Source organism: Dyella sp. 2YAF14, from assembly GCF_052114725.1.
In the GTDB taxonomy this organism is placed as follows: Bacteria; Pseudomonadota; Gammaproteobacteria; order Xanthomonadales; family Rhodanobacteraceae; genus Dyella.
On the sequence record NZ_JBFRFH010000005.1, the window covers coordinates 270,857 to 283,142 of the forward strand.

The 12,286-nt window shown below is 65.5% G+C and carries 12 protein-coding genes and 1 riboswitch; of the genes, 1 reads left to right on the top strand and 11 read right to left on the bottom strand.

The window, feature by feature from the left end; all coding sequences use genetic code 11:
• Positions 1–35 precede the first annotated feature (35 nt).
• The 11 genes from AB4Y82_RS11095 to btuB all read right to left on the bottom strand — a co-directional run bounded on the left by AB4Y82_RS11095 (position 36) and on the right by btuB (position 10,837).
• Entirely contained in the window at positions 36–755 is a 720-nt protein-coding gene (locus tag AB4Y82_RS11095; RefSeq protein WP_441603162.1) for an adenosylcobinamide-GDP ribazoletransferase, read from the bottom strand.
• The gene (locus AB4Y82_RS11100; protein WP_441603142.1) at positions 752–1,330 is read right to left on the bottom strand and encodes a histidine phosphatase family protein; all 579 of its coding nucleotides are present in this window, start codon (positions 1,328–1,330) and stop codon (positions 752–754) included. The genes AB4Y82_RS11095 and AB4Y82_RS11100 overlap by 4 nt, the downstream gene beginning before the upstream one ends.
• Positions 1,327–2,373: a nicotinate-nucleotide--dimethylbenzimidazole phosphoribosyltransferase gene (cobT, locus tag AB4Y82_RS11105; protein ID WP_441603143.1), complete on the bottom strand. Its 1,047-nt coding sequence runs from the start codon at positions 2,371–2,373 to the stop codon at positions 1,327–1,329. The genes AB4Y82_RS11100 and cobT overlap by 4 nt, the downstream gene beginning before the upstream one ends.
• Complete coding sequence (gene cobU, locus AB4Y82_RS11110) at positions 2,370–2,891, bottom strand: bifunctional adenosylcobinamide kinase/adenosylcobinamide-phosphate guanylyltransferase (protein ID WP_441603144.1); 522 nt, start codon at positions 2,889–2,891, stop codon at positions 2,370–2,372. Before cobU ends, cobT begins: the two co-directional genes overlap by 4 nt.
• Positions 2,879–4,363 (bottom strand): cobyric acid synthase, encoded by a 1,485-nt coding sequence (locus tag AB4Y82_RS11115; RefSeq protein ID WP_441603145.1) that lies wholly within the window; start codon positions 4,361–4,363, stop codon positions 2,879–2,881. Before AB4Y82_RS11115 ends, cobU begins: the two co-directional genes overlap by 13 nt.
• Entirely contained in the window at positions 4,360–5,358 is a 999-nt protein-coding gene (gene cobD, locus AB4Y82_RS11120; RefSeq protein ID WP_441603146.1) for a threonine-phosphate decarboxylase CobD, read from the bottom strand. The genes AB4Y82_RS11115 and cobD overlap by 4 nt, the downstream gene beginning before the upstream one ends.
• Positions 5,351–6,262 carry an adenosylcobinamide-phosphate synthase CbiB gene (cbiB, locus tag AB4Y82_RS11125; RefSeq protein WP_441603163.1) on the bottom strand — a complete coding sequence of 304 codons (912 nt, stop codon included), beginning with the start codon at positions 6,260–6,262 and terminating at the stop codon, positions 5,351–5,353. Before cbiB ends, cobD begins: the two co-directional genes overlap by 8 nt.
• Positions 6,263–6,276: 14 nt before the next feature.
• Entirely contained in the window at positions 6,277–7,575 is a 1,299-nt protein-coding gene (locus tag AB4Y82_RS11130) for a cobyrinate a,c-diamide synthase (protein ID WP_441603147.1), read from the bottom strand.
• 46 nt (positions 7,576–7,621) lie between these two features.
• Positions 7,622–8,242: a cob(I)yrinic acid a,c-diamide adenosyltransferase gene (gene cobO, locus AB4Y82_RS11135; protein ID WP_441603148.1), complete on the bottom strand. Its 621-nt coding sequence runs from the start codon at positions 8,240–8,242 to the stop codon at positions 7,622–7,624.
• A gap of 2 nt (positions 8,243–8,244) precedes the next feature.
• On the bottom strand, positions 8,245–8,823 hold the full coding sequence (locus AB4Y82_RS11140; RefSeq protein ID WP_441603149.1) for a hypothetical protein: 579 nt from the start codon (positions 8,821–8,823) through the stop codon (positions 8,245–8,247).
• A 64-nt stretch (positions 8,824–8,887) separates the two neighbouring features.
• Positions 8,888–10,837, bottom strand: a complete 1,950-nt coding sequence (btuB, locus tag AB4Y82_RS11145; protein WP_441603150.1) for a TonB-dependent vitamin B12 receptor — start codon at positions 10,835–10,837, stop codon at positions 8,888–8,890.
• Positions 10,838–10,867: 30 nt separating this feature from the next.
• Positions 10,868–11,107, bottom strand: a riboswitch (cobalamin riboswitch).
• A gap of 168 nt (positions 11,108–11,275) precedes the next feature.
• Here btuB and AB4Y82_RS11150 point away from each other — a divergent pair.
• On the top strand, positions 11,276–11,887 hold the full coding sequence (locus tag AB4Y82_RS11150; RefSeq protein ID WP_441603151.1) for a CPBP family intramembrane glutamic endopeptidase: 612 nt from the start codon (positions 11,276–11,278) through the stop codon (positions 11,885–11,887).
• The last annotated feature ends 399 nt before the right edge of the window (positions 11,888–12,286 follow it).

Consider the following 12,286-nt stretch of genomic DNA (forward strand, 5'->3'; position numbering starts at 1 on the left):
ATTCAACGATTTGTAGGTGCTGACAAGGCAAACCGCTAGAGCGCCAGCGCCACCAGTACGGCCGCCTCCGTGAATTCGGTCAGCGCACCGCAGGTATCGCCGGTCATGCCGCCCAGCCGGCGCATGCAGGTCCATCGCCACCAGACAAACACCAAGGCGGCCACCAGGATGGCCCACAGCCCCTGCCAGCCGGCCAACAGCGTAACGATGGCGGCGAGCAGCAGGGCCACGGCGCATATCGTGCGCGACTCACCCACCAGGCCGCTGCCCAGGCCGCCGCTGCGCACGTAGGGCGTCGTCATGAACGCCGCGGTGAGCACCGCGCGCCCCAACAAGGGGGCCACCCACAACATGGCCGACGGCTGCGGCACGCTGGCCAGCGCTGCGAACTTCAACAGCAAGACCAGCACGATCGCGGTAACGCCGATCGGGCCGCTGCGCGGGTCCTTCATGATGGTCAGCGTGCGCTCGCGATCGCCCAGGCCGCCCACCCAGGCGTCCGCGCTGTCGGCCAGGCCGTCCAGGTGCAGTGCGCCCGTGAGCGCCACCCACGCGACCAGCAATAGCGCTGCCGCAAGCAAGGGCGACGCGCCGGACAACAACCAACCCAGGCACCACAGCAGTGCGCCAAGCAGCAAACCCACGGCGGGATACCAGGCCAGCTGTGCCGAGGGCGACGAGGCGCCGTCGAACGCACGCGCCGGCAGCGGCAGGCGCGTGAGAAAACCGATGGCGGCGAACAGTCCTCGCATCAGGACTGGTCTTGCTTACTCGTGGGCGGTACCCACGGCAACACATGCAGCGATGCGTGCGGCACGTCGATGTTCGCCATCTCGCCGAAGTCGCGCGCTTCCGCCTCGCAACGCAGCAGGCGGATCGCGCCGCCATGGGTCACCACCAGCACGCGCTGGGTCTCCGCCGCTTCGGCGACTTCGTTCAAGGCCGAGCAAAGACGATCGCGAAAGGCCGCGAACGACTCGCCGCCCGGCGGCGGATGCGCGACGGGATCAGCCCAGAAGCGCGCCAGCGCATCGCCCTGTTGCTGGGCCAGCGTCTCGATGGGTACGCCCTGCCAATCGCCGAAGTGATATTCGGCCAGACGCGGATCGACCCGCATCGGCACGCGGCGTGCACAGGCCAGATCCTGCGCGAACTCCGCGCAACGACGCAGCGGCGACGTGACGATGGCATCCCAGCTGCGTCCGAAAATAGCCGCACGCAACTGACTCCAGCCCAGCGGACTGAGCGCGTCGTCGAGTTGGCCGCGATAGCTGCGCTGCCCGGTATCGCCATGGCGCAACAGATCGATGCCGGTGTGCTTGCCGATCATGCGTTGCTCACCCCCGCCTGCGCGAAAGTGGCCATGCGCGCGTGCAGATCGCAGGCCAGGCGCATCAGCGGCACGGCCGCGGCAGCACCGCTGCCCTCGCCCAGGCGCAGGCCAAGGTCCAGCAACGGATCGGCTTCGAGCACCGAAAGCAGGCGCGCGTGCCCGCGCTCGCGCGAACGGTGCGCGAAGAACATCCACTCACGGCAGGACGGATTGATGCGCACGGCTGCCAGGGCCGCGGCCGTGGTGATGAAGCCATCGACCAGCACCGGGATGCCGCGCTGCGCCGCGCCGATATACGCGCCGCACAACGCGGCGATCTCGAAGCCGCCCACCCGACCGAGCCAGGCCAGCGCGTCGTCATCGGCGGGATAGAGCGCCAGCGCACGCTCGATCACCGTGGCCTTGTGCTGGATGCCCGCGGCATCCAGACCGGTGCCGGCGCCGGCGAGCGCACTGGGCGACTCGCGCAGCAAGCCGCAGGCCAGCGCCGCTGCCGAGGTGGTGTTGGCGATGCCCATCTCGCCGCCGATAAAAAGTTTTGCGCCTGCCTGCCGTGCTGCCTCTGCGCTATCGGCACCGGCACGCAGCGCCAGCTCCAGTTGCACCGCACTCATCGCAGGCTGCTCGCAGAAATTCCTGGTCTGCGGCGCAATGATGGCGTGGCGCACGTTGGGCAGTTCGCCGGGATCGTTCACCGTGCCCAGGTTCACCACTTCGAGCATGGCGCCCAGGCTGCGTGCGAGCACGCTGATCGCAGCGCCGCCATTGGCGAAGTTGCGGACCATCTCGCCTGTCACCACTTGTGGAAACGCTGAAACGCCTTCCGCGGCCACACCGTGGTCACCCGCAAAAATGCTGATCCATACCGACTGCACCGATGGCATCACCGTGTGCTGCATGCCGGCCAGACGCACGGCCAGTGTTTCCAGTGTGCCTAGCGAACCCGGCGGCTTGGTCAACTGCGCCTGGTGTTCCAATGCGCGTTCGCGGCTCGCTTCGTCGATCGCGAAGCAGGGTTCGGTCAGCCAGTCTTGGCTCATGTAAGACTTCCTTTGAGAGGCATGGGCAATCCGGCAGCGACAAACACCACCCGCTCGCACTGCGCGGCAAGGGCTTGGTGCAAGCGTCCGGCTTCATCTACAAAACGTCGCGTGAGTTCACCCATGGGCACTACGCCCAGGCCCACTTCGTTGCTGACCAGCAGCAGCTGTCCCTTCAACGAGGGCAGCAGCTGTAGCAAGGCGTCGCGCTCCTGCGCGAGGCGTGCATCGTCGGGTGCGCCAAGCAGGTTGCTGAGCCACAGCGTGAGGCAGTCGACCAGCACGCAGCGGCCAGGGCGCGCATGCGCGTCCAGGGCCGCGGCCAATGCCAGCGGTTCTTCCACGCTGAGCCAGTGGGACGGACGCTGCGCCCGGTGATGCGCGATGCGCGCGGCCATTTCCTCATCGCGCGCCTGCGCCGTGGCGATATAGACCACCTCGTGCCCCGACTCGGCAGCAAGACGTTCGGCCAGTGCGCTCTTGCCGGAGCGGGCGCCGCCCAGGATCAGGGTGCGCATGGCGTGGACTCCTTCACCGGTTGCAGCAGACGCAGCAGCGCCGGCGTATCGAGGTGTGCTTCCACGGCATCTGCCACGCGGTCGATGCTCGCCTCGCGCAACGCACGCAGGTCCAGCGGGGCGGCATGGCGCAGGCCTGCCCAGGCGAGCAGGGCCGAAAGCGCCTGCGGCTCATCGAACAGGCCGTGGAGGTAGGTGCCGAAGATCTGACCATCAGGCGACAGCGCACCGTCCGGCTCGCCTGAGGCGAGCACACTCGCCGGCTGCTCCAACGCTGCACCACGACTGACGCCGCAGTGGATTTCATAGCCGCTCACCCGCGCGTCTCCCAGGACCAGTTTCCCCTCCACGCGGCGCAATTGCTTGCGCGATTGAAGCGTGGTCTCCATCTGCAACCAGCCCAGTCCAGCGCTCGAGCCCGGCTCGCTCTCGATGCCCTGTGGATCATGCACGAAGCGCCCCAGCATCTGGAAGCCGCCGCAGATGCCGATCACTTTCCCGCCGTAGCGTAGATGGCGCGTGATGGTTTCGTTCCAGCCCTGGGCGCGCAGCCAGGCCAGGTCGACGCGGGTGGATTTGGAACCGGGCAGGACGATCAGGTCGGCCGGCGGATGCGCCTCGTCGGGACCCACGAAACGAAGCTCGACGTCCGGGTGGGCGAGCAAGGCATCGAAGTCGGTGTGGTTGCTGATGCGCGGCAAGGCCGGCACCAGCACGCGCAGGCGCGCATCCCTCTTTTGGACTGCGTCGCGCGGCAAGGCGTCTTCGGCCTCCAGGTGCAGGCCGTGCAGATAGGGCAGCACGCCCAACACCGGCTTGCCGGTTTCGCGTTCCAGCCAATCCAAGCCGGACTGGAGCAACGCCATGTCGCCGCGAAAGCGATTGATGACGAAGCCGGCGATGCGTGCACGCTCGCTGTCCGACAGTAGCGCCAACGTACCCACGAGATGCGCGAACACGCCGCCGCGGTCGATATCGGCAATGAGGATCACCGGGCAGTCGACCGCCTCCGCGTAACCCATGTTGGCGATGTCGCGATCGCGCAGGTTGATTTCCGCGGGGCTGCCCGCGCCTTCCACGATCACCGCGTCGTAGCGATCGGCCAGGCGGCGATGAGAGGCGAGCACGGCATCCATCGCGATGCGCTTGTAGTCGTGGTAGTGGCGTGCATCCATATTGGCCACCGGATGCCCGTGCACGATCACCTGAGCGCCAATATCGCTATTGGGCTTGAGCAGGACCGGATTGAAATCGGTATGCGGCTCCAGGCCAGACGCCTGCGCCTGCACGGCCTGGGCGCGGCCGATTTCGCCGCCATCGATCGTCACCGCGGAATTCAAGGCCATGTTCTGCGGTTTGAACGGCGCCACGGCGATGCCGCGTCGGCGCAACCAGCGACACAAGCCCGTGACCAAGGTGCTCTTGCCCGCATCGGAGGTGCAGCCTTGCACCATCAGCACGCCAGCGCTCATCGCCGCCTCTCCTTCAAGTCCAGCGCGCCCAGCGCATCGTCGAGTCGCCGTAGCGCAACCTCATCAGGGGGCAGGCCAAAACGCAGACTTGCGGGCGTCTCGAACAGCCGGGTCAGGATGCCTTGCCTGGCCAGCGCTATATGCACTGCTTCTGCGCCTGCGTGCCGCCACCACTGGAAGAACGCGCACCCTGCCGTGGCTGCCATGCCATGACGCAGCAGCACGGCCGCCAGACCGGCGCTCATATCCTGCAGCCAGGAGCGCGCCGTGGCCTGCCATGCGCGATCAGCAAGGGCCAGCCCGAGTACATGACGCGTCGGCCCGCTCAACGTCCACGGGCCCAATCGATCGCCCAGTGTTTCAAGCAACGCAGGATGCGCAGCCACAAAACCCGCGCGCGCTCCGGCCAGGCCAAAGAACTTTCCGGCAGAGCGCAGCACGATCAGCCCGTCGCGGTACGCTTCGCTGCACAGGCTTTGCTCTGGCGTGACATCCATGAAGGCCTCGTCGACGATCAACCAACCGCCACGCGAGGCCAGCGCGGCATGACATGCCAGCAAGACGTCACGCTCGAAGCGCTCGCCGCCGGGGTTGTTGGGATGGATCAGGACGATCACGTCGTAGCGCGATGGATCGGCCAGCAAGCTCGATGCCGACTGCGTTTCCACCGCATGACCCGCGCGGCGCCAGGCATGCGCGTGTTCGTTGTAGCCAGGCGCAATCACTCCCACGCCCGAGGCTTGCCGCAGACTGGGCAGCATCTGGATGGCGGCCTGCGATCCGGCCACGGGCAACAGCTGCGACGCACCGTAGTACTCGCATGCGGCACCGACGAGGCCATCGTCGTCTTCGGGCAATCGCTGCCAGACCGATGCCGGCAGGACGGGCACCGGCCAGGCATAAGGACTGATGCCGGTGGACAAGTCCAGCCACGCATCCGGCGCAATGCCGTAGTCGCGGGCTGCTCGCAACAGGCGTCCGCCGTGTTCAAGCATGGCCGGCTCCCCAGCTCACGATGCCCAGCAGCATGATCACCAGCAGCCAGAGCACCACGCAGCGACGCACCAATTGCAGCGCGCGCACGATCGATTGACCATCCGGTGCATCGCCCTCGCCCAGCACCGGGCGCGGCTCCCACACGCCGTCATAAGGCGCCGCTCCGCCGAGGCATACACCCAGCGCGCCCGCACCGGACGCCATCACTGGTCCGGCGTTCGGGCTGTCCCATTGCGGCGCCTGTACGCGCCAGCAGCGCCACGCCCGCGCCGCGTCGCCCAGCAACAGGTAACTCATGGCAGTCAGGCGTGCCGGCAGAAAATTGAGCACATCATCGATCCGCGCCGCCGCCCAGCCGAAGCGCTCGTAGCGCTCCGTGCGATAGCCCCACATCGCATCCAGCGTGTTGGCCAGTCGATACAGCACCGCGCCCGGCGCACCCAGCACGAGGAACCAGAACAGCGCGCCGAACACGGCATCGTTGCCATTTTCCAGCACCGATTCCGTCGCGGCCGCGGCGACCTGGGCGTCATCCAGTGCAACCGTGTCGCGACTGACCATGCGGCCTACCGCCGTGCGTGCGCCAAGAATGTCGCCGGCGGCGAGTGCGCGAGCCACCGGCATCGCGTGATCGCCCAGGCTGCGCAAACCAATGGCCAGGTAAAGCACGAGCACATCGAGGAGCAGCCGTAACCAGGACGCTGCATGCCCGAGCCACGTGCCAAGCAACCAGGCCAACGCCACCAGCGGCAGCACCACCACGCACCAGGCCAGCACACCTGACGCACGACGATCCGCGTGCCATCGCGATTCGGCCCAGGCGGCCAGACGTCCAAACGACACCAGCGGGTGCATCTGCCGCGGTTCGCCCAGCCACGCATCCAGCAGCACCGCGAGCAGCATGTCCAGGGCGGTGGTCATGGCCGGAACAAGGCCACGGCCGCCGTCGGGTTCGACGGAAAATAAAGGTGCATGAAGCTCGCCGTGAATCGTTCGCGGCGAAACACGCCTTCCCGGCTCGGACCGCCATCCGGGTTGCTGGCCATCGCCAAGGGCGCCTCGTCGATTTCGGCTAGCGCGTAGTGAAAGGTGTGACCGCGCAACTCGCCTTCGGGCAAGGCAACGGATTGCATGCCTAGCCCCCCCAGTCGCGTCTGCATCGTCGCCTGACCGCGCAGCAGGCCCGCCATCGGAAACGCCGCGCCATCGGTGCCCGCCAGGGAATCCAGCGCGTAAAGCATGCCGCCGCATTCGGCCAGCAGCGGGCGACCGGCATTCACATGATCGTGCAAGGCGCTGCGCAACGTGTCGCTATCGGATAGCGCATGCAAGTGCAGTTCGGGATAGCCGCCAGGCAGCCATACCGCATCGCATTCGGGCAGCGCGTCACCGGCCAGCGGCGAGAAGTAGCGCAAGTCGGCGCCCGCTTCGCGCAGCAGATCGAGATTGGCCGGATAGAGAAAACAGAACGCCGCGTCGCGGGCAATCGCGATGCGGCAACCCTGCAATTGCTTGGGCACCGGCGCGTGTGACGCTGCGGGAAACGTCACCGGCGGCGGAAGTTCGGCATTGGCATGGGTGCCCCATGCGTCGGCCAGTGCATCCAGGCGCGCGTCGATATCGCCCAGCTCGCCAGCGGCCACCAGACCCAGATGCCGCTCGGGCAGGGCCAGCGCCGCATCGCGCGGCAAGGCACCCAACCACTGCAGAGGGGACGGCACACTGCCGGCAAGCAGCTGCGCGTGATACGCACTGCCCACGCGATTGGCGGCGACACCATGCACGCGCAGGCCGTCGCGATAACTCGCCAGTCCCAGCGCCAGGGCACCAAAGGTCTGCGCCATCGCCGAACCGTCGATCACGGCCAGCACCGGCAAACCGAAACGCTGGGCGAGGTCCGCACTCGACTGGCCGCCGTCGAACAAGCCCATCACGCCTTCGACCAGGATGAGATCCGCCTCGCCAGCCGCTTCATGCAAGCGCGCGCGTACGTCGTCCTCGCCGTTCATCCAAAGATCGAGCTGGTAGACCGGCGCGCCACTGGCGCGCTCCAGCACCATGGGGTCGAGAAAATCCGGACCCGTCTTGAAGACGCGCACGCGCCTGCCCTGCCGGGCATGCCAGCGCGCCAGCGCCGCCGTCACCGAAGTCTTGCCCTGCCCCGACGCAGGCGCCGATACCAGCAAGGCAGGACAGGAGGCGATCTGGTCAGTCATCGGTGAACTCCGTCGTTGGTGCCGCTTGCCACGCCGAACCGTCGCGTCAGAGCTCGATGCCCTGCTGCGCCTTGATGCCTGCCTGGAAGGCGTGCTTCACCAGGCGCATTTCCGTCACCGTATCGGCCAGTTCCACCAGGCCATCCGGCGCGCCGCGCCCGGTGATCACCACGTGCTGGCGTGGCGGGCGCGCCTTCAGCGCGGCGCACACGATGTCCAGGTCGATATAGCCCTTGACCAGGGCGATATTGAGTTCGTCCAGCAGTACGAAGTCGAGCGACTCATCCACCAGCATATTGGCCGCCACCTGCCAGGCCGCTTGCGCCGCCTGGATATCGCGCGCCTTGTCCTGCGTCTCCCACGTATAGCCTTCGCCCATCACGTGGTAATCGAGCTCATCGGGAAAGCGGCGGAAGAACGCTTCCTCGCCGGTGGAGAAACTGCCCTTGATGAACTGCACCACGCCGCAGCGAAAACCATGGCCGAGCGAACGCGCCAGCATGCCGAAGCCCGAGGAGCTCTTGCCCTTGCCGTTACCGGTATTCACCACCAGCACGCCGCGCTCGATGGTGGCGCGGGCGATCTTGCGATCGACCAGCTCCTTCTTGCGCTGCATGCGCTCGCGGTGGCGTTCTTCGGCATTCGGCGTTTCGGGCGTGTCGCTCATGCTCAGGCTCCCTTCTGGTGTGCCGTAGAAGACGATGCCGCGCGCACGATCACAGCATGCAGCACCAGGGCTGCCGCGACGTAGCCCAGGGTGGTGCGCACGAACAGCGGCCCCCACTGCCACAGGCGCGCCAGGTATTCGCTCATGTGCGGCTGCGCATAACGGCCGCCCAGCCAATAGAACGAGCCATTGGAGATGGCGAACGAAGCCACGGCCGCCAACACGGCCACGCCGAATGCTCCGAGCAGCGACAACGCGCCCTGATTCACGCGCGGCGCATACCAGCGTCCGGCGTACCAGAGCACTGCGTAAGCCAAGGGCAAAAACGAGTACGCCAGCGTCACGCAGAAGGCGCTCACGCCCGCGTAGCTGATTGAAATCCAGTCCAGCGCCACCGCAAGCAGCACCATCACCACGAAGGTCCAATGGCGGCGCAGATAGAGACCACCAAGAAAGAACAACGCCATCGAAGCATCAGGCAGATGCAGCGTGTCGCCGAAATGCTTGAAGCGGGTAGCGATCATCACCGCGACCAGTACCAGCCACAGCGCGTTGAAACGGGAACCGGAAAGAGCTTTCACGAAACGACTCCTGGTCGAATGCATGGAAAAACGCCGGGGCCTTCGCGGGCCCCGGCGTCATGGATTACTGCGCGGGCTGATAACGCAGGGTCAACATGTAGTTGCGACCTGGCTGGTTGAAGTACCAGGCGGTTTCATAGTCCTTGCCGAAGGCGTTGTTCAATGCCAGCTGCAGCTTGAAATCGCGCGAGATGGCATAGGCTACGCGCAGGTTGGTGATGGCGTAGCCGCCCAGCGGATGCTGGTTGGCCAGATCATCGTAGCGACGGCCCGAGACGAACCACGTGCCACCCACGCTGAAGTCGCCGAAGCTGCGGTCCAGATCGATATTGCCGGTCTGGCGCGCACGGCGCGGCAGCAGGTTGCCTTCGTACGCGGTCGACTCGTCGCGCGGATCCAGCCAGGTGGCCGTGCCCGTCACCAGCCAGCCCAGCACGTGCCCGCTCACCACGCCTTCCGCACCACGGATGCGCGCCTGGTCCACATTGCCCGGCGCCTGGGTGGCGGCGTCGTAGGTGATCAGGTCGGTCACGTTGTTGCGGAACGCGTTCAACGACCAGTAGCCCCAGTCGTAGCTGCCGCGCAGGCCGAGTTCGAAGTTCCTCGAACGTTCCGGCTTGAGATTCGGGTCGCCGTAGAACGGGTAGTACAAATCGTTGAAGGTCGGCGCCTTGAACGCGGTGCCATAGCTCGCGGTGAGGCGCAGGGTTTGGGTGAAGTCCCAGCCCCACAACAGGCTGCCGGTGTTCTTGCTGCCGAACTGGCTGTTGTCGTCGTGACGCACGCTGGCCTGCACCGACTGGCTGCCGAAGGTCTGCTGCCACTGCACGAAGCCGCCGCGGTCGATGCGGCTGTTCACCGGCTCGCCCGTAAATGCATTCATGTAACCGGCCGTGCTGTCCACGTGATCGCGCTGCCAGTCGAAGCCGGTCGTCAGCAGGCCGCCCCAGAAGCCGATATCCGCCTGGAACGAACCCAGGTCGCGATGCGTGTCGAAACGATCGACGTACACACCCTGGTAGAAGTCCTTGCTGAAATCGCCGCTGGTGCCGAGGCTGAGCGTGAGCTTCACATTGGACGCCGGACGATAGTGCACGCTGCCGCCCACCACTTGCGTGGCGCTCTTGTCGGAGTCGGTGTACGTGCCGTCGTAGTAGTTGTGGCCTTCGCTGCGGAACAGGCGCACATCGGCGTCCCACTGTTCGTCGAACTTGTAGCCGCCTTGCAGGGTCAGCGCATTGTTGCGGTAGCCATCCTTGTCCGGCTGATCGGCAAAGCAGGCCGCGCCCACTTCGGCGGCACCCACGCGGCAGGAATTGATGCCATGCGTCTGATCGTGAGAGGCCTCCAGCGAGTACCAGCCGTCGCCGCTCTTGCCGGCAAAACCGGCCGAGCCATTCAGATGGCTATAGCTGCCGACGCCCAGGCTGAAGGACGGCACGAAGGCGCCTTCCGGACGACGCGTGAAGATCTGGATCACGCCGCCGATCGCTTCGGAGCCGTACAGGCTGGAGAACGGGCCGCGCACGATTTCGATGCGCTCGATCTGGTCGACCGGAATATCCTGCAACGCCGCCGTGCCCAGCGTGGCCGAGCCGATCTTGACGCCGTCGATCATCACCAGCACGTGGTCGGCTTCGGTGCCACGCAGGAAGGCGCTGGTCGCCTTGCCAGGACCGCCATTGTTGGCAATCTGCATGCCCGGCGTGCCGCGCAGCAGGTCCGCCAGCGAAGACGGCTGCAGGCGTTCGATATCGGCGCGGTCGATCACCGTCACCGCGGACAGCGTCTGGTTCTGCGTCTGCTCGGTACGCGTGGCGGTCACCACCACGCCGTCGAGGTTGGTCGTGTCGTCGGCGAACGCCGGGAAGACGATGGTCGAAAGTGCCGTCGCCAGTGCGGCGCGACGGATCATGGAAAGTCGGGTAGTCAAAGTACTGCTCCTCAACCGCGCCTGCCCGCGCGGAACGCATGGGAAATAGACAGGCAGGAGGAGCGTGGCGGCCGTGCGCATGCACGACATCCATGACACGGCCCACCGCCTGTCTGGTCGTACCTCAAGGCCGGTCTCCGGGCTCGCGGGCGAAGACGCAATGTCTTCCGGAACGACGCCTTCCCATGCGCTTGGCACAGTGGCTCGATGTCGCTCCGTCGATCCCCATCTGGATCGCGCCTGCCTACCGTTGCGGGGGCAGCTCCGGAATAGGCGCATCAGCGCCGCACCGGATTCCCGTTTCAACTCCCAACCGACTGGCTGGGGGTCACCTCAGGTGGGCGCATGGTAGCAGAGAAAAGGACGGCCCTTTTGGACGGCGTGGCCGCACAAGAGTGGCAGCAGGACTGCATGCGGTCCTAGGTAAGATCGAGAAGATCGATCTTGCATCGCGACAAACGTGTCCAATGGCCTCACGAGGCACATGGAAGTGCCGAGCAGACATGAGAGGAGCGTCATATGACACTGGAGCCGCTTGAGCTACCCAAGGTTGCTCATCCCAAAATAGGACTCACCAGGCAGGTTCTTGTCTGCGTCGTGATGTCGACGCTGGCGCTTGCCCTTTTGTACATGCGACGTAGCTCGATCTGGACCATCTTCACTGCCGGGCAATCGATGGCACTTCAAGTTGGTTTCGGTCTTGCGATAGGTGCTTCCTCGGCGTCGATGGCGTGGATTGCTTACAGTCTGCAAAGGTCCAATAGCTCTACCAAATCCGTTGTGACCAGTTACAGCCGCCTCGACCTGGGCGGTTGGAATCCAATCTTGCTGAGTTTTGCTGCAGGAATTGGCGAGGAACTGCTATTTCGCGCCGCACTCCAGCCAGTGCTCGGAATGGTCCTCACCTCACTGATATTTGTGGCGGCACATGTGCGTGCGTACCAGATGAAGGCACTCACGCGGACGACATTGACCCAGGCGATCAGCTTGTTTGCCAGCAGTATCTTCCTTGGCGTCATCTTTCAGTACATCGGGCTGATCGCCGCCATATTGGTCCACATATTGATCGATATTGCAGGGCTTTACAGCGTGCGGTATGCGGTAGCCCAAGCTTCGGGGTCCGCTGGCTGATTCAACGGGATGGAGTTCATTCCGTTTTGCCGGCTTTCGATTGCTGCGCTTCCGCGATCGGGTCGCCTACGCGGCGGGCGTTTCGAACGGCTGCCGCCGCTCGAGTCACTTTTCTCTTGCTGGCCCAAGAGAAAAGTAACCCAAAGAGAATGGCCTGATAACGCCCGCAGCATCGTGCTGGGATAAGCCCGAACGCTCGAGGCGCGTGGTTGTGGGACAACCTCCGAGGGTACACAGGGGGTACCTCAAAGCGCTGCGCAACGCGCCCGAATCGCTGAGGACTTAAAGCGGGGTCTCGCTGCGCATCGGCTTTGATCGTCCCGCCTTTTCCTTGCCGCGCCTTCTTGTCTGTGGGAGCGCACCCTGTGCGCGACAGCCACGCCTGGGTATACCGCTCCG

Coding starts and splice junctions, on each gene's coding strand:
- AB4Y82_RS11100 (WP_441603142.1), bottom strand. CDS start 1,330: ATGATCGGCAAGCACACCGGCATCGATCTGTTGCGCCATGGCGATACC.
- cobT (WP_441603143.1), bottom strand. CDS start 2,373: ATGAGCCAAGACTGGCTGACCGAACCCTGCTTCGCGATCGACGAAGCG.
- cobU (WP_441603144.1), bottom strand. CDS start 2,891: ATGCGCACCCTGATCCTGGGCGGCGCCCGCTCCGGCAAGAGCGCACTG.
- AB4Y82_RS11115 (WP_441603145.1), bottom strand. CDS start 4,363: ATGAGCGCTGGCGTGCTGATGGTGCAAGGCTGCACCTCCGATGCGGGC.
- cobD (WP_441603146.1), bottom strand. CDS start 5,358: ATGCTTGAACACGGCGGACGCCTGTTGCGAGCAGCCCGCGACTACGGC.
- cbiB (WP_441603163.1), bottom strand. CDS start 6,262: ATGCTGCTCGCGGTGCTGCTGGATGCGTGGCTGGGCGAACCGCGGCAG.
- AB4Y82_RS11130 (WP_441603147.1), bottom strand. CDS start 7,575: ATGACTGACCAGATCGCCTCCTGTCCTGCCTTGCTGGTATCGGCGCCT.
- cobO (WP_441603148.1), bottom strand. CDS start 8,242: ATGAGCGACACGCCCGAAACGCCGAATGCCGAAGAACGCCACCGCGAG.
- btuB (WP_441603150.1), bottom strand. CDS start 10,837: ATGCGCACGGCCGCCACGCTCCTCCTGCCTGTCTATTTCCCATGCGTT.
- AB4Y82_RS11150 (WP_441603151.1), top strand. CDS start 11,276: ATGACACTGGAGCCGCTTGAGCTACCCAAGGTTGCTCATCCCAAAATA.